Source organism: Streptomyces sp. NPDC041122 (genome assembly GCF_055592445.1).
This window is the reverse complement of record NZ_JBVIYQ010000002.1, coordinates 174,998-200,397: the sequence shown is the minus strand read 5'-3', so window position 1 is coordinate 200,397 and position 25,400 is coordinate 174,998. Positions and strand designations below refer to the sequence as shown.

At 70.0% G+C, this 25,400-nt stretch carries 22 protein-coding genes; 10 read left to right on the top strand and 12 right to left on the bottom strand.

The genetic code is table 11. From position 1 onward, the window contains the following. The first annotated feature begins 52 nt into the window (after positions 1-52). Positions 53-958, top strand: coding sequence for a serine/threonine-protein kinase (locus ACZ6B8_RS07210; protein WP_471606558.1), 906 nt, complete (start codon positions 53-55; stop codon positions 956-958). A gap of 30 nt (positions 959-988) precedes the next feature. On the opposite strand, the gene ACZ6B8_RS07205 is transcribed toward ACZ6B8_RS07210, so the two are convergent. Continuing rightward, entirely contained in the window at positions 989-3,676 is a 2,688-nt protein-coding gene (locus ACZ6B8_RS07205) for a tetratricopeptide repeat protein (protein ID WP_471606557.1), read from the bottom strand. A 776-nt stretch (positions 3,677-4,452) separates the two neighbouring features. On the opposite strand from ACZ6B8_RS07205, the gene ACZ6B8_RS07200 reads away from it, so the two are divergent. The 3 genes from ACZ6B8_RS07200 (at position 4,453) to ACZ6B8_RS07190 (ending at position 6,294) form a co-directional block, all read left to right on the top strand. Further along, complete coding sequence (locus tag ACZ6B8_RS07200; protein ID WP_471606556.1) at positions 4,453-5,223, top strand: hypothetical protein; 771 nt, start codon at positions 4,453-4,455, stop codon at positions 5,221-5,223. Positions 5,224-5,258: 35 nt separating this feature from the next. Further along, the gene (locus ACZ6B8_RS07195; RefSeq protein ID WP_471607160.1) at positions 5,259-5,495 is read left to right on the top strand and encodes a helix-turn-helix domain-containing protein; all 237 of its coding nucleotides are present in this window, start codon (positions 5,259-5,261) and stop codon (positions 5,493-5,495) included. Between the two features lie 289 nt (positions 5,496-5,784). Beyond that, entirely contained in the window at positions 5,785-6,294 is a 510-nt protein-coding gene (locus ACZ6B8_RS07190) for a hypothetical protein (RefSeq protein WP_471606555.1), read from the top strand. 791 nt (positions 6,295-7,085) lie between these two features. Here the strand turns inward: ACZ6B8_RS07190 and ACZ6B8_RS07185 are convergent. From ACZ6B8_RS07185 to ACZ6B8_RS07175, 3 genes are all read right to left on the bottom strand, one after another. Beyond that, a complete protein-coding gene (locus ACZ6B8_RS07185) occupies positions 7,086-8,429 on the bottom strand; it encodes a class I SAM-dependent RNA methyltransferase (protein ID WP_471606554.1) in 1,344 nt (447 codons plus the stop codon). Positions 8,430-8,542: 113 nt separating this feature from the next. Further along, positions 8,543-10,612, bottom strand: a complete 2,070-nt coding sequence (locus ACZ6B8_RS07180) for an APC family permease (protein ID WP_471606553.1) — start codon at positions 10,610-10,612, stop codon at positions 8,543-8,545. A 102-nt stretch (positions 10,613-10,714) separates the two neighbouring features. After that, positions 10,715-13,048 (bottom strand): MMPL family transporter, encoded by a 2,334-nt coding sequence (locus tag ACZ6B8_RS07175; RefSeq protein ID WP_471606552.1) that lies wholly within the window; start codon positions 13,046-13,048, stop codon positions 10,715-10,717. A gap of 193 nt (positions 13,049-13,241) precedes the next feature. Here ACZ6B8_RS07175 and ACZ6B8_RS07170 point away from each other — a divergent pair, with 193 nt between their 5' ends. The 5 genes from ACZ6B8_RS07170 (at position 13,242) to ACZ6B8_RS07150 (ending at position 16,815) form a co-directional block, all read left to right on the top strand. Then, positions 13,242-13,574 carry an ArsR/SmtB family transcription factor gene (locus ACZ6B8_RS07170; RefSeq protein ID WP_469252132.1) on the top strand — a complete coding sequence of 111 codons (333 nt, stop codon included), beginning with the start codon at positions 13,242-13,244 and terminating at the stop codon, positions 13,572-13,574. After that, positions 13,574-13,813, top strand: coding sequence for a hypothetical protein (locus ACZ6B8_RS07165; RefSeq protein ID WP_471606551.1), 240 nt, complete (start codon positions 13,574-13,576; stop codon positions 13,811-13,813). Before ACZ6B8_RS07170 ends, ACZ6B8_RS07165 begins: the two co-directional genes overlap by 1 nt. 201 nt (positions 13,814-14,014) lie before the next feature. Continuing rightward, entirely contained in the window at positions 14,015-14,683 is a 669-nt protein-coding gene (locus ACZ6B8_RS07160) for a potassium channel family protein (protein WP_471076901.1), read from the top strand. Further along, a complete protein-coding gene (locus tag ACZ6B8_RS07155; RefSeq protein WP_362375804.1) occupies positions 14,683-15,360 on the top strand; it encodes a potassium channel family protein in 678 nt (225 codons plus the stop codon). Before ACZ6B8_RS07160 ends, ACZ6B8_RS07155 begins: the two co-directional genes overlap by 1 nt. A 225-nt stretch (positions 15,361-15,585) precedes the next feature. Further along, a complete protein-coding gene (locus ACZ6B8_RS07150; protein ID WP_471606550.1) occupies positions 15,586-16,815 on the top strand; it encodes a cytochrome P450 in 1,230 nt (409 codons plus the stop codon). 7 nt (positions 16,816-16,822) lie between these two features. On the opposite strand, the gene ACZ6B8_RS07145 is transcribed toward ACZ6B8_RS07150, so the two are convergent. The 8 genes from ACZ6B8_RS07145 to ACZ6B8_RS07110 all read right to left on the bottom strand — a co-directional run bounded on the left by ACZ6B8_RS07145 (position 16,823) and on the right by ACZ6B8_RS07110 (position 24,880). Further along, entirely contained in the window at positions 16,823-17,563 is a 741-nt protein-coding gene (locus ACZ6B8_RS07145; RefSeq protein ID WP_471076895.1) for a DUF3159 domain-containing protein, read from the bottom strand. Between the two features lie 3 nt (positions 17,564-17,566). Beyond that, positions 17,567-17,965, bottom strand: coding sequence for an OB-fold nucleic acid binding domain-containing protein (locus ACZ6B8_RS07140; protein WP_355804503.1), 399 nt, complete (start codon positions 17,963-17,965; stop codon positions 17,567-17,569). 138 nt (positions 17,966-18,103) lie between these two features. Then, a complete protein-coding gene (locus ACZ6B8_RS07135) occupies positions 18,104-18,787 on the bottom strand; it encodes a response regulator (protein ID WP_358706541.1) in 684 nt (227 codons plus the stop codon). A 31-nt stretch (positions 18,788-18,818) separates the two neighbouring features. Next, entirely contained in the window at positions 18,819-21,365 is a 2,547-nt protein-coding gene (locus ACZ6B8_RS07130) for an ATP-binding protein (protein ID WP_471606549.1), read from the bottom strand. Positions 21,366-21,522: 157 nt separating this feature from the next. Then, the gene (locus ACZ6B8_RS07125; protein WP_471606548.1) at positions 21,523-22,755 is read right to left on the bottom strand and encodes an alginate lyase family protein; all 1,233 of its coding nucleotides are present in this window, start codon (positions 22,753-22,755) and stop codon (positions 21,523-21,525) included. 229 nt (positions 22,756-22,984) lie between these two features. After that, complete coding sequence (locus ACZ6B8_RS07120) at positions 22,985-23,755, bottom strand: DUF3710 domain-containing protein (RefSeq protein WP_471076886.1); 771 nt, start codon at positions 23,753-23,755, stop codon at positions 22,985-22,987. A 1-nt stretch (position 23,756) separates the two neighbouring features. Beyond that, the gene (gene dut / locus ACZ6B8_RS07115; RefSeq protein ID WP_471606547.1) at positions 23,757-24,299 is read right to left on the bottom strand and encodes a dUTP diphosphatase; all 543 of its coding nucleotides are present in this window, start codon (positions 24,297-24,299) and stop codon (positions 23,757-23,759) included. After that, the gene (locus ACZ6B8_RS07110; RefSeq protein ID WP_471076880.1) at positions 24,296-24,880 is read right to left on the bottom strand and encodes a PaaI family thioesterase; all 585 of its coding nucleotides are present in this window, start codon (positions 24,878-24,880) and stop codon (positions 24,296-24,298) included. The genes dut and ACZ6B8_RS07110 overlap by 4 nt, the downstream gene beginning before the upstream one ends. A gap of 58 nt (positions 24,881-24,938) precedes the next feature. Between ACZ6B8_RS07110 and ACZ6B8_RS07105 the strand changes: the two genes are divergently transcribed. Next, the gene (locus ACZ6B8_RS07105) at positions 24,939-25,388 is read left to right on the top strand and encodes a DUF3093 domain-containing protein (protein WP_358705912.1); all 450 of its coding nucleotides are present in this window, start codon (positions 24,939-24,941) and stop codon (positions 25,386-25,388) included. Positions 25,389-25,400 lie beyond the last annotated feature (12 nt).

Genomic DNA, 25,400 nt, shown 5'->3' with positions numbered 1-25,400 from the left:
ATGGCTGTGACATTTCATGCTCCATTTCCGTACGGAGGAAAGGTGGACGGCCGTGAGGGAGATCAAGGAGGTCGGCGATGTGGAGAGGCACTACGAAGTGCTGGACATGGTCGGCGACGGCGGCCAAGGCGACCTTTTCCTCGGGCGTGACCGCAGCAGCGGGCAGAAGGTGGCGTTGAAGCTTCAGAAGGCCCGGGACCTCGGTCCCAAGAGCGCCTTCCGCTCGGCCGGCATGCATCTCGTCAAGGAGGGGTCACACATGATGATGCTGTCGGGAATCCAGGCGATCCCCGAAATCATCGCCATGGGGACACACCGACGACGCCGATGCTTGATCATGGAGTTCGTCGAGGGCCGCCAACTGCACAACGTCCTGTGGGCAGCTCGGCCCGTTAAGCATCCAGGGATTATCGCGTCCGTCATCGGCCAGTTGTGCGAAATCCTGGCGGAAGTCCACGACCGGAATCTGGTGCACTGCGATCTCAAACCCGAGAACGTCATCGTGCAACCGGACGGTCGCCTCCGGCTCATCGACATGGGCCTCGCGGTCGTGGCGGGTGAAGAGACTGATTGGTCACGTGGCACCCGCGGTTGGGCCTCTCCCGAGCAGTCCGACGCCTGCCCGGCAGGGCGGCTGACACGACGGGCCGACATCTTCGGACTCGGCTGTATCCTGCTGGAGATGACCGTGATGCGGCTGCCCTACGGCGGGCTCGAAGAGCTGGCGGAAGCAGGTACCCCGGTGCTGCCGACCGACCGGCTCGCCGAACTACCCCCGGAGTTCTCTTCCCTGGCGCTGTGGATGGTCCGGTGGGAGGCGGCGGAGCGCCCGGCGGACGTCCGTGAGGTGTTCGACCGGCTCCGGCCGTATCTGCCCCGGCTCGGCTCGCGACGGCCACCGAAACGCCTGCGCCCGGACCCGACCGAGTACTACCGCACGCATCCGCCCCGGCTATGACGGTGAGCCGACGGCCACCGACTGGGCGGGTCACCTCAGCCCTTCCAGCCGCGCCCGGACCTCCCGCACCCCCTCACCGTCCATCAGCTCACGCAGCACTATGACTCTCTCCAACTCCCGCACCGCCCCGTCGGTGTCGCCGACGGACACCAGGACATCAGCGAAGAGCATCCGTACCTTCTCCTCGTTGGGCCAGTTCTCCTGTTCGCGGTAGATGTCGGAGGCCTGCCGGTACAGGGTGATGGCCTCGTCCCGTTCGGCACGGGCCAGGTGCACCTTGGCCAGGGTGAACAACACATCGGCCAGGCCGCTGCGCTCCGTCGTGCGCTCCACCACGCCCAGGGCGTCGGCGCACCGACGGAGCGCCCGCTCGTGCTCGCCCCGGTCGAGGTGGATCGCGCCAAGGACGTTCAGAACAGCCGCTTCCCCGACCCGGTCGGACACCTCCCGGCACAACTCCAGTGCACGGCGGAGCACTTCGTCCGCTCCCGTCAGGTCGTCCTGCTTGCGCAGGGTGAGTCCGAGCCGGTGCAGCGTACGGGCCAGACTCAGCTGGCCTTCCGAGGTGCGGTCCTCCTCGCTGAGCCGGACGGCCCTGCGCAGGGCGCCCACCGCCAAGTCGTACTCACCGAGCCGCCAATGGGTTCCTGCCAGCGAACGGCGGACCATGGCGCAATCGACCGGCCCGGCCACGGTTTCCGCCGCCTCGGCGGCGTACCGGAGGTTCTGCCGCGCATCATCGAGCAGGCGGCGGCGCCACTGGTAGATGACCAGGGCCATCGGAAGCAGCCATACGTACCGGTCGATACGCCGATTGATCGCCAAGTGAATGCCTCGCTGGACGGTGGCGTATTCCTCGTCCAGGAACGCCATCGCCTCCGCGAGGTCCGCGGGGTCGGTGACCCTGACCGCTCCGGGCTCACCGGTGGGCAAGGTGCGTTCGCGGTCGAGCACCCGGTCGCAGGCGCGGACGTTGTGCAGTTGGTGTTCCAGCACCTGTCGTACGGTCGCCCGCTCGATCTCCGCGTTCACTCCGTCCGGCACCGGCCGCACGTGCCGAAGGGCGAAGGCCCGCACGAGGTCGTGCAGCCCGTAGCGGTCGCCGTGATGATCCACCAGGTTCGCCGCCACGAGGTCCACCAGGGCCCGGTCGGTACGCGTCCCTTCGTCCACTGCCCGTCCCAGATCCATCACCGCCTCCCAGGAAGCGCTGGGCCCGGGGTGGACGGCGAGCTGCCACAGCAGCAGCCGGGCTTCCTCATTCAGCACGCGCACGGAGCAGTTGAGCGCGGCGCGGACCGACATTTCGTGCTCGGGCAGGTCCAGGGTGTCCAGCTTCGCCCGCTCCAGCTCCTTCTCCATCTCCCGCACCAGGGCAGGGAGGGTGTGCAGCGGACGCGCACCGCCCTCCAGGAGCCGGGCCACCACCACGAGGGCCAACGGCAGCCGACCGCAGAGGTGGACCAGCTTGCTGAAGGGCACGGCGTGCTTGGCCCGGTCCTCGGCTGACACTTTCTCCTGGAGTACCTCCAAGGCGTCCGCCTCGTGCAGCGGCTCCATCTTGCGGAACAGCACCTTTCTCTCGGACTGCAGCCGCAAGAGGTCGTTACGACTGGTGACGATCACGGCGCAGGTACCGTCTCCGGGAAGCAGCGGCAGCACCTGCTGGGCGCTGAGCGCGTCATCGAGGACGATGAGCATCGACCGGTGGGCCAGCGCCGACCTCAGCGCGTTGCTCTTGCTCTCCGTTCCGGTCACCAAGATGTAGGGCGGCAGCGCGGCCAGAAAGCCGTCCAGGACCTCGTCCGGTTCGGCGGGCCGCACGTCGCCGTCGGCGAATCCGTTCAGTTCGCCGTGCAGCACCCCGTCGGGAAACCGCCCCCGCAGCCGACCGGCGAGGTTCTCGGCCACCGTGGTCTTCCCGACACCCGCCATGCCGCTGATCAGGACCAGCGCCAGATTGCCGGCATCCTGTTCCTCGCACACTGCCTCGAAGAGGTCGCCGATCAGCTTGTCCTGCCCGATCGGCGTGGGCCTGCCGCCGGGCAACTGGTCGGGAACGGGGGGCAGGAGCACCCCGCCCGGCCGGTGGCTCTCTCCCCGGACCTGGTCTATGGCGCTCTGTACATCGACATCCGCTTTTCCGTTGCGCTTCTCCCACTTCTTGATGAGCCGCTCAAGTTGGGACTCCGGCAGGTCTGCGTGAGCGAGCAGGTAGAACCGGAAGATCTGGGGCAGTTCCGGCGCACGCTCGAACCATTTCTCCGTCTCCTCGCGCAGCCATTTGAACTCCATGGACCTGTGGGCCGCGTCCAGCCGGGCGTACACGGCGGCCATCAACTCGGCCCGTAACTCCTCCCGACGCACGTGGAAGCCAGTCTCGGACAGTCCGTGCAGCGGTTCGTCCTCGCCGTTCCACTCCTCCAAGGCCGCACCGAGCAGCTCGAACTGCGCTTTGCAGGTCAGTCCCTCAGCCTGCTTCACCTTTTTGCGAAAACGGAGCAGGTCGACGTCTCCCACCGGCACGCGGAGCGTGCAGTAACCCGACTTGCCGCTATGGGGCACGGACTCCTGACCCAGCCGCTTCCGTAAGTCGGCGACGACGCGGTTAACCAGATCGCCGACGTCCTCGACGCCCTCCCAGAGGACTTCGGCTATGTCCTTCCTCTTGCATCGGCAGTCCGGCGAGGTCACCAGGAGCGCGAACAGAGCCGCCACCTTCGACCCTTCGACCACCCTCCTGCCACCGTCCCCTTCCGCTCGCACCGGGCCCAGCACTTGCCCCTCCATCGCCCTCCCCCTCACCGCGCCGCAGTCAGTGATCCGGCCCCTCGCCGACGCTCCTTCATCTGTGCGCCGCGCTGTGCCGCTTCACACGCGCCTGCTTCTTCACGCCCCCCGGGGACTCAGTTATCCCTCAGTTTTCGCTCTGCGGCCCCGCTTCGCCCCCGGGCACGATGGCACCAGCCGCTCGCAGAAGCACGAAACGGCGGCTAAATCATCCATCGACTTATCAGAGAGGAACCACGAACCCGATGAACAGCCGTCAGCGCAACCGCCGGACAGCCCGTCTGCGCCAGTCCCCCGACTGGCCCCCGAGCCGCCGCCGACGGGCGGCCGTCCGGACCGAGGACACCACCCCGGCGACCCCGCCCACCGAGGCGCCGGACACTTCGTCCTCCGAGACCGCCTAAGCGCAACAGTTCGTGGGTGCCCGTTCTGTACGGGCACCCACCAGCCTCACGAACTTCGTCATCGGCGAGCTCGCCGCCTGGCCGCCGACTTGTTACACGCTCGTGGTCAAGGGCGGCGTTACCTGGTCGAGAAGACCACTACCGCATGCTCACGCATCAAAGTGAGGCTGATGGGACTCGCCTCCGCTTGACGCGGATATGAGGCGGTACATCCCCACCAATGGACCCACCTCGTCCAGCATCTCGGTATCTCCAGCACCTCCGGACTCAAATTCCTGCAATCCGAAGAGAGGATATTTCATGATGTATCCATCGCACAGCAGTGCGTTCGCCTCGGTGAGGCGGCACTTCGACGATCCCCGGACCAGTGACGCGGTCTTCGTGCTCATCCCCACGGACGCCGACGAGGCTGTTCCGGTCCGGCTGACCGCCGCCGAGACGCACGAGGCCTTGTACGGCCCCGGCTCCGACCCGCAGTTCGCCACCGCGGTCTGGAAGGAGGTCATCCGCACGGCGCAGAGCGACCTGACTCCAGACAGCACGGGGAAACTCCTGGCGATCTGGCTGGCCCTGCCCCGGTTGACCGGGACGGTCCACCGGGTCTGCACGCGCCTGCGGGCCGACCGGTCGGACGTGGAGGCCGAGATGACCCTGGCTCTCCTGGAGAAGCTGGCGGATCGGGACGGCGCGAGCTGTCTCACCGACTCCTCCCTGCTGCACGCGGCGCGCGCCAGGGCGTGGCATCTCGCACGGGAAGGGCTGCGGGAGCTTCCCTCCACCCAGATCGAACGCATCACCGAGGAGCACGCTCTCACTGCGTCCGGCGAGGAGGCGGAAGCTCCGGCGGCGGAGAGCCTGGACGTACGGGTCGACCGTCCGGACAGTCCGGACGGGCTGTGCGCACCGCTGCGCTTCCGGGTGCGCCCGGAGCACCTACGCCGACAGGGCATCTTCATCGACACCGACGACGGGTCGCAGGACCGCTCGGCGGGTCACAGCCCCAGGAAGAGGCGACGGCCCGGGCGCCGCGCGGACACCCGGCCGGTCCGCCCTGCGGGGAGGCGAGGGTGAAGGACCCGGCAGAGGGCCGCCTCAGTTTCACGGAGATGTTCGACCTGCCCGTCGCAGTGGACCTGCGCACGGCGGCCCGAGCACTCGGAATCGACTCGACGACCGCGTACCGGCTGATCCGCAAGCACGAGTTCCCCTGCCCTGTCCTCCGCATCGGACGTAGGTACAGGATTCCGACCAACGAGCTGATGCGCGCCCTGGGGATCGAGGACCGCCCGCTGTACAGCGTGGACCCGGATGAGGACACGGACGATCCGAGCGTCGGCTTCTGACGGTAACCACCGTGCGGCTCCATGGCATCGGCCACGGAGCCGCACGGCCCTGCCTCCTACGACGGGCCGTTCGCCGCCGACGCGCGCCGCACGGTTCTCCACGGCTGCTCGGCAATCGGAGGGCGAAAGGATGCCCTCCGTCTTCGCCAAGCGGTTCGGCGGCCGACAGCCCGCGCGCGTCGGCCAGTTCGTGAACCCGCCGCCCATCACCGACCCGAGTTACGGCGAGCACGCCCGTCAACCCTGAACCTGCCGGTGAGCCGTCGACGCACGCTTCGACGCCCGCGTCATGATCGCCGCGCCCGGCGAGGGCGCGGATCTGAACGGCCCGTCGGCCCAGCCCTACGCACGGCTCACCACGACCGCCTTCGACGGGATGACCCCAGCGGTCCTCGTCGTCGTGGGCACGAAGGACTGGCACCTACCCAATCTCCTCCGAATCTTCTCCGACCGGCAGGACTGGGGAAGCGACGCCTACACCACGTCTCCCGCATCGAAGACCAGGTTGGACAACTTCGACGACGCGGAGCACGGGCTGGGTGGCGTCCCGGCCTTCGACGCTGCCGCGGCCACTGACAAGGACCCCGACCGCGTCACCGCCGCACGAGTCCTCGTCCGGGCGCACCCGCGCGCCCGAGTTGTGCCCGCAGGAACCGGACTGGTACCGGGCCACCGCGGTCCACACATCAGTGCCCACTGCTCCCGGTCCCGCTTCGTGAAGCCGTCGGGCGTGAAGTCGTGCCCTGGCGCCTTCAGTTCCAGGAAACCGGTGATGGGCCCCGATGTCTCCACCGCGTAGTCCGGACACACGCGGGGCCTCAGGCAACGTCCGGCAGCCGTACGGGACTGCCGTTGTGGGCGACGAGGAGTTCCCGTTCCTTTGTCAGAATCCGTACGTCCGTGGCGTCAAGGTCCTCGGCATTCTGCACGATCTCCGAGAGTCCCTGGAGACGGTCGCTGGACAGATTGCCTGCGTGATCTCGGGTACGTCTCAGTGCGTGCCGTACTTGACCGTCCAGTCCGGCGAACCGGCTACCGAGTCGCTCGACTGCTGCCTCAGTCGCAGCCAGGCCCGCCGGCTCTGGTACGACGGCTCCTTCTGGGGATGCCCTCCAGATAGAAGAGCGCATCGGCGGACGCAATCCCCCGCTCCACCGCGGCCGTTCGACGCACCGCATCCCCCGTGCTCATCCCTGCCCCTGCATACCTCGGCCCTCCCTGCGACACAAGGTAACGAGGCCAGCGCAATCAGCACACGTCAACCCGCGAACTGTCGCCGTATGGCCCGAGCCCAAAGAACAGCCCTGACGCGCTGCTCGACGGGTTGAGCCCGACAAGTCGATTGACCCGCGCTATCTAATTCAGGACCACCCCCTCGCGCTCCGTCAGAAACAGCGTCGAACGAGCTTCAAGAAACTTCCCGAACCCGTCTCTTACAGAGTTGAGGCAGAACGTTCTGGACCCACGCCTCCACTGCGAACCCACAGGTGAGACACGTGGCGGGAACCTACAACGTGCTCCACGCGGTGAACTTAGGGAATCAGGTCGAGCACCACCGACCACATCTGAAAGGCCCAAGAAAGTCGCAGTTCAGAGCCCCTTTGCAGCCGGCTCCAAAATCGCCACACACTCCACATGATGCGTCATCGGAAACAAATCAAACGCCCGAAGCGTCCGCACCCGGTACCCGCCCTCCCGGAAGTACCCGATGTCCCGCGCCAGCGCAGCCGGATCGCACGCCACATACGCGATGCGCCGCGCGCCCAGGCCCGCCAGGTGCTTCACCGTCGCCTTGCCCGCACCCGCCCTCGGCGGGTCCAGGACGATCAGGTCGACCTCGGTGATGCCCGTGCGCGGGAGGACCGATTCGACCTTGCCCTGCTCGATGCGGACGCGGTCGAAGGACGCCAGGTTGTGGCGCGCGTCCTCCACCGCCCGCTTGCTGGACTCGATGCCCAGCACCGCGCCCTTCTCGCCGACGCGGTCGGCCAGCGCGCCCGCGAAGAGGCCGACGCCGCAGTAGAGGTCGAGGGCCGTGTCGCCCTTGCGCGGGGTGAGGCCCTGCATGACGGCGAGCATCAGCGTCTCCGCCGCCTTCGGGTGGACCTGCCAGAAGCCGCCGCTGCCGACCCGGTACGTGCGGCCGTCGGCGCGCTCGCGGACGAAGGGGCGGCCGTGGACGCGGTGCGTGCCGCCGTCCTTCTCCCCCACCCGCATCACCGACACCGGCTTGTCCAGCTCCACGATCGGCAGGCGCGCGCCCGGCTTCGGGGCGAGGATCACCTGGCGGTCCTGCGAGCCCGTCGCCGCGATCGCCTCGATCGACGCCATGCCGGACCAGTCGCGCTCCTCGATCCCCAGCTCGGAGACCCCCTCGGCCGCGATCATGCAGTGCTCGATCGGCTCGACCTCGTGCGAGCGGTGGCGGCGCAGGCCCGCGTTGCCGTCTCCGTCGACGGCGTACTGCACGCGTGTGCGCCACTGCGGGACCTGGCCGGCCGGCAGCTTGTCGCCCTCCGCCGGCATGACCGTGCCGTCCCAGCCCGCCTCCTCGGGGGTGAGGCCGGCGAGCCGCTGGAGCTGTTCCGCGATGACCTCGCCCTTGAGGCGGCGCTGCGCGCCCGGCTTCGCGTGCTGCCAGTCGCAGCCGCCGCAGCGGCCCGGGCCGGCGTACGGGCAGGGGGCCTCGACGCGGTCCTTGGAGGGGTCCAGGACCGTCACGGCGTCGGCGCGCAGGAAGCGCGCGCCCTCCTCGCCCTCGGTCACCCGTGCGATGACCTTCTCGCCGGGCAGCGTGTGCCGCACGAAGAGCACCTGGCCCTCGGCCGTACGGGCGATGCAGTGGCCGCCGTGCGCGACGGGGCCGACCTCGACCTCGTACTCCTGGCCGACCAGCGAGTTCCCCGCCTGCTCGTTCTTCGGTTCTGCCTGCATGGCGGGGTGACTCCACAACGTAAAAGGGGAACGGCCGGACAACAGCCCACCAGTCTACGTGGGTGTCGTCCGGCCGCTCGCCACGGAGCCGAGCCGTAGGGGAAGGGGAAGCTCTAGCCCTTCTTGCTCGGTTCCTTCTTGCTCTGCCCGTTCGGGCGCTTCACCCGCTCCACCGGACCCCGTCGCACCGCACCCGGCGCGTTCCACTCCGAGCGCCTGCGGGCCCGCTTCTTCGCGGCCTCGGAGGAGTCCAGCTGGTACGGGACCGAGGTCACCATCACGCCCGGCGTGAACAGCAGGCGGCCCTTGAGGCGCAGCGCGCTCTGGTTGTGGAGCAGGTGCTCGTACCAGTGGCCCACCACGTACTCGGGGATGATCACGCTGACCACGTCGCGCGGGCTCTCCCTGCGCAGGTTCTTGACGTACTCGATGATCGGGCGGGTGATCTCGCGGTACGGCGAGTCGAGGACCTTCAGCGGGACCGTGATGCCGCGGCGCTCCCACTCCTCCTTGAGGGCCTTGGTCTCCGCCGGGTCGACGTTGATGCTGAGCGCCTCCAGGTCGTGCGAGCGCATCAGCTTCGCGTACGACAGGGCGCGCAGCGTCGGGCGGTGGATCTTGGAGACCAGGACGATCGAGTGGACCCGGGAGGGCCGCACGCTCTCGTCGCCGGGGGCGTCGGGGGCGGCGATCTCCTCGGCCACCCGGTCGTAGTGGCGCCGGATGGCCGTCATCGTCGCGTAGAAGATGCACATGCCGAGCAGCGCGACCCAGGCGCCGTGGGTGAACTTCGTGAGCAGGACGACGACCAGGACCAGGCCGGTGAAGAAGGCGCCGAACGTGTTGATCGCGCGGGAGCGGATCATGTGGCGGCGCTTGTTCGCGTCCTTCTCCTTGGCCAGGTGGCGGTTCCAGTGCCGGACCATGCCGATCTGGCTGAGCGTGAAGGAGACGAAGACGCCGACGATGTAGAGCTGGATGAGGCGGGTCGAGTCCGCGCCGTAGATGACGACGAGGAGCGCGGCCGCGCCCGCGAGCAGCACGATGCCGTTGGAGAACGCGAGGCGGTCGCCGCGGGTGTGCAGCTGGCGCGGCAGGTAGCGGTCCTGGGCCAGGATCGAGCCGAGCAGCGGGAAGCCGTTGTACGCGGTGTTGGCCGCGAGGAAGAGGACCAGCGCGGTCGCCGCGGCGAGGATCATGAACGGGAAGCTGCCGTGGCCGAAGACGGCCTCGGCGACCTGCGAGATCACCGGGTTCTGGACGTAGTCCGAACCGACCGGGACGCCGTTGTGCAGCAGGTCCTTGCCGGGGATCTCGGCCATCCGGACCTTGGTCACCATGGCGAGGACGATGATGCCGCAGAACATGGTGACGGCCAGGCCGCCCATGAGCGCCAGCGTCGTCGCGGCGTTCTTGGACTTCGGCTTGCGGAAGGCCGGGACGCCGTTGCTGATCGCCTCGACGCCGGTGAGCGCCGCACAGCCCGAGGAAAAGGCCCGCAGCAGCAGGAAGACCAGGGCGAAACCGGCCAGGCCCTGGTGCTCGGGCTTGATCTCGTAGTCGGCGGTGGGCGCCCGCATGGAGTCGTCGAGGACCAGGCCGCGGAAGGCGCCCCACGCGATCATGATGAAGACGCCCGCCACGAAGACGTACGTCGGGATGGCGAAGAGCTTCCCGGACTCCTTCACGCCGCGCAGGTTCATCAGCGTGAGCAGGACGATGACGGCCACCGCGCAGAGGACCTTGTGCTCGACCACGAAGGGGACCGCGGAGCCGAGGTTCTCGATGCCGGAGGAGATCGACACGGCCACGGTCAGGACGTAGTCGACGAGCAGGGCGCTGGCGACGGTGAGGCCGGCCTTGGGGCCGAGGTTGGTGGTGGCGACCTCGTAGTCGCCACCACCGCTCGGGTAGGCGTGCACGTTCTGTCGGTAGGACGCCACGACCGTGAACATCAGCACGACGACCGCGAGGGCGATCCAGGGGCTGAAGTGGTAGGCCGACACACCCGCGATGGAGAGGACGAGAAGGACCTCTCCCGGCGCGTACGCCACGGAGGAGAGTGGGTCGGACGCGAAGACGGGGAGTGCGATGCGCTTCGGCAGGAGCGTTTCTCCGAGCCGGTCACTGCGCAGTGCGCGCCCGATGAGGATCCGTTTGGGCACGTCGGTCAGTTTGGACACGCAGAGGATCGTAAGCGTTCGATTGGGGGCGCGCCCACCCACCACCCCCAACTTCACCGGTTATCGGCCTTGTGCGATCCTGCGCTCCTCCTATTGCCCGGTTTACCGGCCCGCGAAAGGCCCCGCCGGGTGCCCGGAGAACGGAGGCCGCTCGTCGGTCACCGGTGTGTCCTGCCAGGGCACGGAGGCGTGCGCGGCGGTCTCGTACCGCTCCGCCACCCGCGCCTCGGCGCGGCGGATCACCCCGGAGGGCCACCAGGTGGCGCGGCCGAGCAGGAGCAGCGCCGCCGGCAGGATCATGACGCGGATCACGAAGGCGTCGAGCAGGACGGCCGCCGCGAGCACGAAGCCCATCTGCTTCATCTCCAGGATGTGCAGCATCACGAAGCTCGCGAAGACGGTGACCATGACGATCGCCGCGCTGGTCACGACCTTGGCGGAGGAGGCAATGCCGTCCAGTACCGCCTGCCGCGTGGGCACGCCGGCCAGGGCCGCCTCACGGATCCGGCTGACCACGAAGACCTGGTAGTCCATCGAGAGACCGAAGAGGATCACGAAGAGGAAGAGCGGGACGCGCGAGGAGATGCCGTCCAGGGAGTCGAAGGCGAGCAGCCCTTCCGCCCGGTCGCCCTGGAAGACGAGGACGAGCAGGCCGAGCGCGGAGCCCACGGAGAGCAGGTTGAGCAGGGCGCCGAGGAGCCCGAGGACGACGGAGCGGAACGCGAGGACCGTCATGGCGAAGGTCATCAGGAGCAGGAAGCCGAGGACCAGCGGGAGCTTGTCGTTCTGGTGTCCGACGTAGTCGACGCCGCGCGCGACCTCGCCGGTGACGGCCGTCTCGGCGCCGGGCACGTGGCCGACGGTCCGGGGCAGCAGATCCTTCCGGATGTGTTCGAGTGAGACTTCAGCGTTTCTCGAGTACGTGGGGTCGGCGGCGTTCAGTTCGAGCAGGGTCGTCCGGTGGTCCGCGGCGGAGCGCAGGGCCGGGGCGCCGCTGCCGCGCGCGAAGAGCGGGTCGTCCTGCGCGGCGCGGTCGAGCTCGGTCAGGGCCGTGCGGACGTCGCCGGCCCGCGCCGCGTCGGCGCGGACCACCACGAAGTGCCGTACGCGCAGCTCCGGGAAGGAGTCGAGCAGCCGGTCGTACCCCTTCATGGCGTCGATGTCGCGGGAGAAGCTGTCCCGCGCCGGGTTCTTGAGGTGCATGTCGAGCGCGGGCAGCGCGAGCCCCAGCATGGCGAGGACGGCGACGCACAGGGTGAGCGCGGGGCGCTTGCGGGCCGGGGCGAGCAGGGCGGCCCAGACGCGGCCCGGCTCACGCTCACCGTGCGCCGCGCCTCCTCGCATCCCCCGCATCCCGCGCGACCGCAGTCCGCGCGCCCGGACCGGCTTGCCCCGCGCCAGGCGCTTGGCCGCACGGCGCTCGGCGCGGCGGCCGAGCACGACCAGCAGGGCGGGCAGCACCGTCACCGAGCTGACCATGGCGACGGCGACGACCAGGATGGTGCCGGTGGCGAGCGAGTCGAAGATGACGTCACGGGCCAGGAAGAGCGCGGTGGTGGAGACGATCACCGCGAGGCCGGAGACCACGATGGCGCGGCCGGCCGTCGCGGCGGCCGCCTCGACCACCGCCTCGGAGCTGAGGCGGCCGCCGGCCCTGGCCCGCTCCTCGCGTTCGCGCTTGAGGTAGAAGAGCGTGTAGTCGACACCGACGGCCATGCCGATGAGCAGGATCATGCTCATCCCGACGCCGGTGTCGGGCAGCAGGTGCGAGGCGAGCATCGCCAGGCCCATCGTCGCCATGATCGAGGTGACGGCGAGCAGTACCGGTACGCCGACCATGACGACCGAGCCGAAGACGACGGCCAGCGTGATGAGCGTGACGGGCAGCGTGATCGCCTCGGAGAACTGAAGGTCCTTGTCACGCTGGTCGTCGACGCCTTTGCTCACGGAGGCGTCGCCGGTCTCCTCGACGACCAGGTCCGGGTGGGCCTGCTGGACCTTCTCGGTCACGGCCTGGAGCGGCGGGACGTTCTTCTGGTCGTCCTGCTCGGAGCCGTGCAGCTCCACCTGGACGCGCAGGACGCGGCCGTCGGCGGAGCGCGCCGGGGGCGCCACCGACGCCACCTCGGGCAGGGCCTCCATCCGGCCGGTGACGTCCCGCACGACGGCCGCGGCTGCCGTCTCGTCCAGCCGTCCCTTCGCGGCCCGGATCAGGACGTGTTCGGTGGACCGCAGCGGGACACCGCCGTCCGTCGCCAGGGCCTCGGCGCGGCCCGCCTCGCCGACGCGGAAGTCCTTCGAGGTGGCGCTGTTCATGCCGGCAGCCGTTCCCGCGCCGAGGCACAGCACCACGAAGACCAGCCAGCCGATGACCGCCCGCGCCGGGTGCAGCGCGCTCCAGCGGGCCGCGCGGACCGTCGCCGATCGCTTTCTCATTCCTGTCCCCCCTCCATGCTTCATGTGTAAGTTGAGACTGACAGGTGAAGGATTGAGCCGTCAACTGTCATGTGTGCGCGGAAAGAAGAGCGCGAGACGGCGCGCCACCGGCCGACAGAACGCGGATTGACAGCGGATCCCGCCATGCGTAAGCCTTGGCTGACAGGTTTCGGGACCAGCGCGAAGGCGGGCCATGGACAGCGAGGAGCTGCTCGCTTTTCTCGCTGCGGTGGGTCACGCGCAGCGCATCCGGATCATCAACGAGCTCTCCGGCGGCCAGCTGTACGTCAGCGAGCTGGCCCGGCGGCTCGGAGTGTCCCGCCCGCTGCTCTACATGCATCTCGAACGCATGGAGAAGGCCGGCCTCGTCGTCGGCCGCCTGGAGCTGTCCGACGACGGCAAGGCGCTCAAGTACTTCGAACTGGCGCCGTTCGACGTCCGGTTGAACGTGGATACGATCGTCGCCGCCCTGCGGCAGCAGCCGCCGGGAGAGGACGAGCAGCACTCATCGAGGGGGACGTCCTAGTGGACGACGTGATCATCCCGGTTGCCTTTTTCCTGATACTCGCCGGCGCGATCGTCGCGGTCGCGTACTTCCAGACGCAGCGCAACAAGGAGCGCGACCGGCAGTACGCCGACGCCATGAACGGCTACCGCGAGGCCGTCGAGCGGGCCAGGTCCGAGCAGGAGGCGAACCGTCTGCAGCTCGTCGAGCTCGGCCACCGCCTCGAAAAGGTCGAGGGGCTGCTCCGCAGCGTGGACTGAGCGCTCCCTGTCCCCCGCGTCCCCTCTCCGCCTCCCCCGGGCCCACCGTGGGTGAGTGCGCGGGCGGGGTTGCGGCTTAAGCTCGTCTCTTGGCAACGCCGCACGCTGTTGCCCCGTTCTTGCCAGCAGACTGAGAGAGAAGAGTGAGCCCGATGTTTTCGCAGGTCAGCGGGATGACCAGGAGTGCGGGGTAAGAAACAGGTGCACATCGTCATCATGGGCTGCGGCAGAGTCGGGTCCGCGCTCGCCCAGAATCTCGAACAACAGGGGCACACGGTCGCCGTCGTCGACCAGGACCCCACGGCCTTCCGCCGCCTCGGCTCCGGGTTCGGCGGCCGCCGCGTGACCGGCGTCGGCTTCGACCAGGACACCCTGCGCGAGGCCGGCATCGAGGAGGCGGGCGCCTTCGCCGCCGTCTCCAGCGGCGACAACTCCAACATCATCGCGGCCCGGGTGGCCCGCGAGATGTTCGGCATCGAGAACGTCGCGGCCCGCATCTACGACCCGCGCCGCGCCGAGGTCTACCAGCGCCTGGGCATCCCGACGGTCGCCACGGTCCGCTGGACCGCCGACCAGATGCTGCGCCGGCTGCTGCCGTCCGGCGCCGAGCCGCTGTGGCGCGACCCCACCGGCGGCGTGCAGCTCGCCGAGGTGCACGCGTCGTCCGCGTGGATCGGGCACAAGATCAGCCAGCTCCAGGAGGAGACCGGCGTGCGCGTGGCCTTCCTCACCCGGCTGGGCGAGGCGGTCCTGCCGACCTCGCAGACGGTCCTGCAGGAGGGCGATCTGGTGCACGTCATGATGCGCACCGACCAGGTCGACAAGGTCGAAGCGGCGTTCGCCGAAGGCCCCGAGGAAGGCGGTCAGTGATGAGGGTCGCCATTGCCGGAGCCGGTGCCGTGGGCCGCTCCATCGCCGGTGAGCTCCTGGAGAACGGCCACGAGATCCTGCTCATCGACAAGGCGCCGACGGCCATCTCCGTCGAGCGCGTCCCGCAGGCCGAGTGGCTGCTCGCCGACGCCTGCGAGATCACCTCCCTGGACGAGGCGGCGCTGCAGCGCTGCAACGTGGTCATCGCGGCCACCGGCGACGACAAGGTCAACCTCGTCGTCTCGCTGCTCGCGAAGACCGAGTACGGCGTCCCGCGCGTCGTCGCCCGCGTCAACAACCCCAAGAACGAGTGGCTTTTCAACGAGTCGTGGGGCGTCGACGTCGCGGTCTCCACGCCGCGTCTGATGTCCGCGCTCGTCGAGGAGGCGGTGAGCGTCGGCGACCTGGTGCGCCTGCTCCGCTTCAGCCACGGCGACGCGAACCTCGTCGAGCTGACGCTGCCGCCCGAGTCGGCGCTCGCGGGCACGCAGGTCGGCGACGTCCAGTGGCCCGAGGACACCTCGCTGGTCACGATCATCCGCGGCACCCGCGTTCTCGCGCCGACCGCGGACGACTCGCTGGAGGCGGGCGACGAGCTCCTCTTCGTCGCGGCCCAGGCCCGCGAGGAGCAGCTGGAGGACCTGCTGTCGGTGCGCCGCGAGGACGCGGTGGGCTGAGGCCTTTCCTGCCGTACGTACGGAGGGGGCGCCCGGAGGATTTCGGGCGCCCCCTCCGTGTATGTCCGAGGGAGGGACGCCAAAGGGGGCGCGACGCTAGCCTGCCGTGCGGCACCGATCGCCCCGGCGCGACGCGCGGTCCCGGAGGGCGCACCGGAGCCGCACCACCGTCGGCCCCACCGCCGCCGGCCCCCTGCAGGCGTCCCCGCCCCGAAAGGAAGCCCGATGAGCGAGTCGGTCCCCGTCCCCCGCGGCCTGCCCATGGAGCGCGACGCGGGCCCCTTCGACCCGCCCCGGGCGATCACCCGGCTGCGCGAGGCCCGCCCGGTCAGCCCCCTGCTGTTCCCCGACGGCCACGAGGGCTGGCTCGTCACCGGCCACGACGCCGTACGCCGGCTCCTGGCCGACAACCGGTTCAGCTCCCGCCAGGACATCGGCCCGCTGCACGTCCCGTACGAGATTCCCGGCATGCCCGCCGTGACCGAGCCCTCGCCGCAGCTTCCCGGCGTGTTCATCGCCATGGACCCGCCGGACCACACCCGGCTGCGCCGCAGACTCACCGGCGCCTTCACCGTCCGGCGCATGAAACAGCTGGAGGAGAGCGTCGTCGACATCGCCGAACGGCGGCTGGACGAGATGGCGCGGCTGACGCCGCCCGTCGACCTGGTCGCGGAGTTCGCGCTGCCGGTGCCGTCCCTGGTGATCTGCGAACTGCTCGGTGTCCCCGCCGAGGACCGGGAGGACTTCCAGGCCCACTCCGCCACGTTCATGGAGCGGGAGGTGGAGCTGGAGACGAAGATGGCCGCCTACGGGGCGATGATGTCCTACCTGGCCGAGCTGGTCACCGCCAAGCGCGCCGATCCCGGCGACAACCTGCTGTCCGACCTCGCCCGCCACGACGACCTCAGCATCGAGGAACTGACCGGCATGGCCTTCCTGCTGCTCCTCGCCGGCCACGAGACCACCGCCAACATGCTGGCCCTCGGCACCTTCGCGCTCCTGGAACACCCCGGGCAACTGGCCGACCTGCGCGCGGACCCCGACCTGATGCCCGGCGCGGTCGAGGAGCTCCTGCGCCACCTCTCCGTGGCCGACATCTTCTACCGCTACGCCACGGAGGACATCGAGCTCGGCGGCGAGCTCATCCGGAAGGGATCGACCGTCGTCGTCTCCCTGCTGGCCGCCGACCGCGACCCGCGCCAGTTCGACGACCCCGACGCCCTGGACATCCGCCGCGCCACCCGCGGCCAGCTCGCCTTCGGCCACGGCGTCCACCAGTGCCTGGGCCAGCAACTGGCCCGCGTCGAGATGCGCGCCGGCCTGCGGAGCCTGCTGCGCCGCTTCCCGACGCTCGAACTCGCCGTCCCCGCCGACCAGGTGCCGCTCAGGACCGACATGAACATCTACGGCGTCCACGAGCTGCCGGTCACCTGGCGGACGGAGCCGGCCCGGTGAGCCGGGCCTAGACCTCGCGCCGCTCCCGCTCGCGCTCGGCCTCACGGGCCTTCTGGGCCTCCTCCTCGGCCTCCATCTCCGCGAACACGTCGATGGGCGGCGGGGCCTTCGCCAGGAAGACCCAGGTGAGGTAGACGGCGAGCAGGAACGGCGGGATCTTCAGAGCGACCAGGACCCAGCCGAACTGCGTGGTGTCCGCCCACCAGTACAGCGGGAAGAGGATCGCGCACTTGGCGAGCAGGATCAGACCCCAGGCCCAGCTGGCCTTCGCGTAGGCCTTCTTGCGGCCGGGGTTGCGGGTGCGCCAGGAGAGGTTCTCCTTGAACACCGGGCCGAGGATCAGGCCGATCAGCGGGACGCCCGCGAGGGTCGTGATCATGTACGCGAGGGCGAGGCCCAGGGTGTAGAGCATGCCCGGCAGGTAGAAGTCCTTGGCGTTGCCGGTCATCATCGCGAAGACCACACCGAAGACGACGCCGAAGACACCGCTGAAGGCGTGCTTGACGGTGTCCCTCATGACCAGGCGGACCACGACGAGCACCAGGGACACCGCGAGGGCCGCGATGGCCGACATGTGCAGGTCCTTGTTGATCGTGAAGATGGTCACGAAGAGCAGGCCGGGAACGACCGTCTCCACCATGCCCCGCACGCCGCCGAAGGCTTCGAAGAGCGCTGCCTCGGTCACGGCCCGGGAATCGGCTTCCTGATCCGGCTTCCCGTGGTCCGTCGGCTTGTCGAGGGACGTCACCGGCTACTCCCGTCCGAGGGGTCTGAGTTCGTACTTGGGGTTGAAGAGCACCCGGCGGCCCCGGCTCATCGAGATCCGGCCCGACGCGATCAGCTTGCGCCCCGGTTCTATCCCCACGATGGAGCGCCTGCCCAGCCACACCACGTCCAACGCCGCCGAACCGTCGAACAGCTCGGCCTCCAGGGCGGGGACCCCGGCGCGTGGCCGCAGAGTGACCGTGCGCAAGGTACCAGTAACCGTGACGATCTGGCGGTCCTGGCAGTCGCCGATACGGACGCACCCGGCCGTCTCGGCGTCCTCGCGCAGCTCCTCCGACTCCAGGTCCTCCTGGGAGGAGGAGAGCCGGTCGAGCATGCGCCGGAAACGGCCCGCCGGCTTTTCGGAACCAGGAACAGCACTCATACAAGAAGCGTACCGGGGGTCGCCGACACTGCGGTAAGCGGTGCGCTCATCTGTGCTTATATCCGCTCAGTACCCGCTGCGACCCCGGCTGAAGCAAACAATCCGGTCACTTCTCATGCCCGTCACTTCTCATGCCCGTCACTTCTCGAACCGGTATCCCATGCCGGGCTCCGTGATGAAGTGGCGCGGGTGCGCGGGGTCCGCCTCCAGCTTGCGGCGCAGCTGCGCCATGTAGACGCGCAGGTAGTTCGTCTCCGTGCCGTACGAGGGCCCCCAGACCTCCTGGAGCAGCTGCTTCTGGCTGACCAGGCGGCCGGTGTTGCGCACCAGGACCTCCAGGAGGTGCCATTCGGTGGGCGTGAGGCGTACGTCGCGGCCCGCGCGGTTGACTTTCTTCGCGGCCAGGTCGACGGAGAAGTCCCCGGTGTCGACGAGCACGTCGCCCTCGCCGGGGCCGGTGGGCTCCGCCCTGCGCACGGCGGCGCGCAGCCGGGCCAGGAGCTCGTCCATGCCGAAGGGCTTGGTCACGTAGTCGTCGGCGCCCGCGTCCAGCGCCTCGACCTTCTCGTCCGAGCTGTGCCGGGCGGACAGGACGAGGATCGGCACGCGCGTCCAGCCGCGCAGCCCGCGGATGACCTCCACGCCGTCCATGTCGGGCAGACCGAGGTCGAGCACGATCACGTCGGGGTGGCGGGCGGCGGCGACCTGCAGCGCGGTGGCGCCGTCGGGGGCCGAGTCCACCTCGTACTTGCGCGCCTTCAGGTTGATCACGAGGGCGCGTACGATCTGCGGCTCGTCGTCGACCACGAGCACCCGGGTCATGCGTACCTGCCTTTCTGGCATCTGTTCGGGGTCACGGGGTGACCTGGGCCGAGAGCTCGGTGGCGGCCTCGGGCCGTCCGGTCGCGGCCCGCAGGGTGAGGACCATGGTCAGACCGCCGCCGGGAGTGTCCTCGGCGGCGAGGGTGCCGCCCATGGCCTCGGCGAAGCCGCGGGCGACGGCGAGGCCGAGGCCCACCCCGGCACCGCGCGGAGCGTCACCGTAGCGCTGGAAGGGCGCGAAGATGCGGTCCTTGGCGCTGTCGGGGACGCCGGGCCCGCGGTCCACCACGCGTATCTCGACGCGCTCGCCCAGGGCGCTGGCGGAGACCTTGACGGGGGCGCCATCCGGGGCGTACTTCACGGCGTTCTCGACGACGTTGGCGACGGCCCGCTCCAGGAGGCCCTTGTCGACGGCGACCATCGGCAGGGTCTCGGGGATGTCCAGCTCCGCGCTGCCGTCGGGTACGCCGCCGAGTGCCATGGGGACCACCTCGTCGAGGTCGACCTCGCGGATCAGCGGGGTGACGGTGCCGGTCTGCAGGCGGGACATGTCCAGGAGGTTGCCGACCAGGTGTTCGAGCCGGTCGGCGCCCGCCTCGATGCCCTCCAGGAGCTCGGCCTCGTCCTCGTCGGACCATTCCACGTCGTCGGAGCGCAGCGAGGACACGGCCGCCTTGATGCCCGCGAGGGGGGTGCGCAGGTCGTGGCTGACGGCGGCGAGCAGGGCGGTGCGGATGCGGTTGCCCTCGGCGAGGGTGCGGGCCTGGTCGGCCTCGGACTGCAGGCGCTGGCGGTCCAGGACGACGGCGGCCTGCGCGGCGAAGGCGGCGAGGACGCGGCGGTCCTCGGCGGGCAGGACGCGGCCGGAGAGGGCGAGCGCCATGTGGTCGCCGACCGGCATGTCGACGTCGGCCTCCTCGGGGCGGGTCAGCGGCCGTCCGTCGCCCGCGCTGCCCGCGCAGGTCCAGGGGTCGGTGTCGCCCGCGCGTTCCAGGAGGGCGACGGAGTCCATGGCGAAGGTCTCCCGCACCCGCTCCAGGAGGGCCTCCAGGCTGGTCTCGCCGCGCAGCACGCTGCCGGCGAGGAAGGACAGTATCTCCGCCTCCGCCCGAAGACGTGCGGCCTGGGCGGTGCGCCGGGCGGCGAGGTCCACCACCGACGCCACCGACACCGCGACGCCCACGAAGACGGCGATCGCGACGATGTTGTTGTTGTCGGAGACCGTCCACAGGTGCAGCGGTGGCGTGAAGTAGTAGTTGAGCAGCAGCGAGCCGAACGCCGCGGAGGCGAGCGCCGGGAGCAGCCCGCCCACCAGCGCCGCGGCGACCGTCAGCGTCAGGAACAGCAGCATGTCGTTGGCGAGGCCGAGCTCGGCGTCGACGTGGGTGAGCAGCACGGTCAGCAGGGCCGGTCCCGCGACGCCGACCAGCCAGCCCCAGATGACCCGGGAGCGGCCGAGCCGGGCCCCGCGGGCGACGGGCAGTCCGCGCCCCTTGGCGACCTCGCCGTGCGTGACGATGTGCACGTCCAGGTCGGGCCCGGAGTCGCGGGCGACGGTCGCGCCGACGCCGGGCCCGAAGACGTACTGCCAGGTCTTGCGGCGCGAGGAGCCGAGGACGATCTGGGTGGCGTTGACGCCGCGCGCGAAGTCCAGGAGCGCGGCCGGTATGTCGTCGCCGATGACGTGGTGAAAGGTGCCGCCGAGGTCCTCGACCAGGGTGCGCTGGACGGCGAGTTCCTTGGGGGACGCGCCGGTCAGGCCGTCGCTGCGGGCGATGTAGACGGCGAGGATCTCGCTGCCGGAGCCCTTGGCGGCCATCCGGGAGGCGCGCCTGATCAGGGTGCGGCCCTCGGGGCCGCCGGTCAGGCCGACGACGATGCGCTCGCGGGCCTGCCAGGTGGAGCGGATGTTGTGCTCGCCCCGGTACTGCTGGAGGTACTCGTCGACGCGGTCGGCGACCCAGAGCAGCGCGAGTTCGCGCAGCGCCGTGAGGTTGCCGGGCCGGAAGTAGTTCGACAGGGACGCGTCGATGCGGTCGGACTGGTAGACGTTGCCGTGCGCCATGCGGCGGCGCAGCGCCTCGGGCGACATGTCGACCAGCTCGATCTGGTCGGCGCGGCGCACCACCTCGTCGGGGACGGTCTCGCGCTGGCGCACGCCGGTGATCGACTCGACGACGTCGCCGAGGGACTCCAGGTGCTGGATGTTGACGGTGGAGACGACGTCGATGCCGGCCGCGAGGAGTTCCTCGACGTCCTGCCAGCGCTTGGCGTTGCGCGAGCCGGGGACGTTGGTGTGGGCCAGCTCGTCGACCAGGGCGACGGCGGGGGCGCGCCCCAGGACCGCGTCGACGTCCATCTCGGTGAAGGCCGTGCCGCGGTACTCCAGGTCCTTGCGGGGCACCTGTTCGAGGCCGGCCAGCATCACCTCGGTGCGCGGCCTGCCGTGGTGCTCCACGAAGGCGACGACGCAGTCGGTGCCGCGTTCGGTACGGCGGTGCGCCTCGGAGAGCATGGCGTACGTCTTGCCGACGCCCGGTGCCGCACCGAGGTAGATCCGTAGCTTGCCGCGTGCCATGGCCTCATTGTCTTCCCGAAACTGCTGTGTACGCAGCGTCGACCTTACGGCCAACAATTCCGGCATAGCGGACGAGGGGGCACGGGCGTGCGGTCCTTGACACAACCCTGATGCGGGCGGGGGGCGCCCGCATCAGGGTCGGCGCCACACCGCGGGGTCAGCGCGGATTGGCGGCGTGCGTCAGGGTCTCCCAGGCGACGAAGAGGTTGTTGGAGCCCGCCGGACGGTTGCGTTCCGTGAGCTTTTGGGTGTTGCTCATGGCATGGCCGAGGCGGCCGGCGAGGGCGTTGTAGCCGACTTCGGTGACGGGTCCGAGGTCGCGGTGGACGGTGCCCCCGCAGAGCGAGGCCGGGGGTGCCTCACCCAGCTCGTACCTGGCCTGGAAGCCGAGCCCCTGGCGCAGCCGCTCGCCGACGTCCGTGCCGTAGAGGTCCTGGCCCTGGATGCGGCTGGTCTCGGCCACGTGGGAGATCGCGGAGAGGCCGTACCCGGTGTGGGTGAAGTCGCGGCAGGTCTCCTGGGTGAGGCCGGTGGTGAACGTGCCCTGGCCCTGCCAGTACTTGACGATCTTGTCGCGGGTGTCGAGGTGCTGGCCGGGCACGGTCTTGGGCAGCGCGCCGTCGGAGGCGAGGTAGACGTAGGCGGCCGTGCGCGTGCGGAAGGTCGCCATCGCCTTGTCGTACGACGCCTTGTCCTCCAGGAAGACGGAGATGCCGACGGCGGCCTCCATCATCGACAGCTCCCAGTTCCCGTTGGAGTGGGAGCCGTTGATGATCTCGGGGAGGTAGACGGTGCGCAACATGGTCGCGAAGCGGCCCGAGTCGGCCCAGTTCCCCGTGTACGTGTACTTGATGATCTCGGCGGCGCGCGGCCAGCTGGAGCCGGCCCAGCCGGTCTGCAGCGGCGCGTTGCTGTTGGTGTGGTCCTTGAGGGTGGCCGACCAGGCGTCCATCAGCTCGATGGACTTCTTCGCGTACCGCTCGTCGCGCGTGATGTACCAGGCGAGTGCGGTGGTGTACGCGGCTATCGCGTCCTCGCGCTCGTCGGTGCAGCCGTAGTTCGGGTCGGAGTACGAGCCGCACTCCACCACCGCGCGGGGCTTGGGGGTGCGCGAGAGGGAGGCGTACTTGCTGCCCATCATCTGGTCGTAGGCGGACTTCCAGGGCTGGGCGCCCGCGTCGACCTTCTCGCGGGTGAAGTCCAACTGGCCGCGGGAGACGGTGACTCCGGGGTGGACGAACGTCGAGGGGGCGGCCTCGGCCCGCTCGGCACCGGGCCAGGCGGTGAATCCGGCGAGCAGGGCGGTGACCGCCGCGACGGCGGCCGCTGCGGCGAAGAGGCGGCCTCTGCGGCGGTGGCGGGGGCGTGCGGGGATGGGGGCGTACGGCATGGGGGGGGTGACCATCCGTTCTCGTATGAGAGAGCTCGGGTTCTCGTATGTGAACGTCAAGCGCCTTTATGAACACGCGCGTTGGCCCGTGACCATAGGTACGGACCATGTGTCCGTCAAGACCTGGCGTCGGAGAACCCGCGCACCGCACGGGCGTACACACATATGGCCCGCGGCGGCACCGGATGAACCGGTGCCGCCGCGGGCCACAAGGAGGTGCGAGGAGCGGTCAGCGCACCTCGGTGATCTCGGGGCCGCGCTGCAGCTGCCCCATGCCACCGGAGAAGCGCGAGCCCTCCTGCTGCTCCTGCTGGACGTTCTCGGCGACCATCTGAGCGTCGTCCGGCAGCTTCAGGACGATCGGGTCGCGGGGCGCCATCGGGCCCTCGCCGCGCACGACGACCGTGTCCCGGAAGATCTGCTCGAGCAGACCCGCGGCCTGCGGCTGCACCGCGCCCTGGCCGGAGATCACACCGCGCAGGAACCAGCGCGGCCCGTCGACGCCGATGAAGCGCACCACCTGCACACCGCCCGTGCCGTCGGGCAGCTGCACCGGCACCTGGGCGCGCAGCTCCCAGCCGAGGGGGCCCTCGACCTCGTCGATGACACCGCCCTGCTGGGTGATGCCCGAGGCGATCTCCTCGCGGACCTCGCCCCAGATGCCCTCCTTCTTCGGGGCGGCGAAGCCCTGGAGCTGGATGGCGCTGTCCTGGAGCACGACGGTGGCCGCGACGATCGCGTCGCCCGCGACCTCCACCCGCAGCTCCATGCCCTCGACGCCCGGCACGAAGAGGCCGCCGAGGTCCACCCGGCCCTCGCCGGGCTCACGGACCTCCGAGAGATCCCAGGGGCCGTCGGGACGGGGCTCGGGCTCGAGCCTCACGCGCGAGCGCGCGGCGCCGGAGCCAGCGGAGTCATCGCTGTCCACGCCGTCGACGACCTGCTCGTCCGCGCCCGCCGCATCCTCGGCGGCACTGTCCTTCTTGCGACGTCCGAACACGTCACTGTCCTTCCCGGTCGGATACGACCGATGCGTATCGATTCCCACCCGTTTGTTCGACCGAGCTCACGCCCGAGCCGACGCCCACGGCAGCATGGCCACCGGTGGACCCGAAGCCCCCCTCGGCCCGCGCCGATGCGGGAAGCTCCGCCACCTCCTGGAAGCGAACCTTCTCGACCTGCTGGACGACCAGTTGGGCAATCCGGTCGAAGCGCTCGAACCGCACGCTCTCGCGCGGGTCGAGATTCACCACGATCACCTTGATCTCTCCACGGTACCCGGCATCCACCGTCCCCGGGGCATTCACCAGAGCGACACCGCAGCGGGCCGCGAGCCCCGAACGGGGGTGCACGAAGGCCGCGTACCCCTCGGGGAGCGCGATGGACACCCCGGTCGGCAGCACCGCTCGTTCACCCGGCGCGAGTTCACGGGATTCGGTCGTGCGCAGATCGGCCCCCGCGTCGCCGGGCTGCGCGTACGCCGGCAGCGGCACGTCGGGGTCGACGCGCCTGATCAGTACGTTCAGCTCGTGGGGGGACGTCACGGGTTCACCTCGAAAGCGCGGGCACGCCGGACCTGGTCCGGGTTGTTCATGGCGGCCTGGATCTCTTCCTGGCGGCCGTTGTCGATGAAGTGGTCGACCTTCACCTCGATGAAGAGGGCGTCGGCGCGGACCGCGACCGGCCCCTCGGGGCCGCCGATCCGGCCGGTGGCGGTCGAGTAGATCTTCCGGCCGGCGACGGCGGTGACCTCGGCCTCCAGGAACAGCACGGTGCCCAGCGGCACCGGCCGCACGAAGTCGGTCTCGAGGCGTCCGGTCACCGCGATCACCCGCAGCAGCCAGTTCAGCGAGCCGAGCGTCTCGTCGAGCGCGGTGGCGAGGACGCCGCCATGGGCGAGGCCCGGGGCGCCCTGGTGCGCCTCGCGCACGGTGAACTCGGCGGTGATGGCCACGCCCTCGCCCGCCCGTGCCGCCAGATGCAGTCCGTGTGCCTGGCCCTCGCCACAGCCGAAACAGTGTTCGTAGTGGGCGCCGATCAGCTCGCCGGGAGCGGGCGCGTCGGGGTGACGGACGGGCGCTGTCGCGTCGGCCGGGGGCTTCAGAGCTGCAGATGTACCACTCACAGGCGCAGACCTTACCTCCGCGTCAGCGCGGCGACCGCACCGTGCCAAGCTTGGTCGCATGCAGCCTTATGAAGAACGCCTGACCGCGCCCCGTTCGTGGTGGTTCACGTCGGTCCTGGTGGGCGTCGCGATGGCCCTGATCCTGCTGCCGTTCGGCACGCTGCCGCTGCTCGGCGGCCTGGTCGGCGGCACGGCTGTGGCAGCGGTCGTCACCAGCGCGTACGGCGCGGTGCGGATCCGGGTGGTGGCGGGCTCGCTGGTCGCGGGGGACGCGAAGATCCCGGTGTCGGCCCTCGGTGACGCGGAGGTCCTGACGGGCGAGGAGACGCGCGCCTGGCGCACGTACAAGGCGGACCCGCGCGCCTACATGCTGCTGCGCGCCTACATCCCCACGGCCCTGCGCGTGGACATCACGGACCCCGAGGACCCCACCCCGTACGTGTACGTCTCCACACGCCACCCGGAAGAGCTGGCGGCGGCGCTGAAGTCGGTGCGCGAGAGCGCGTAGGGCGCTGGACCG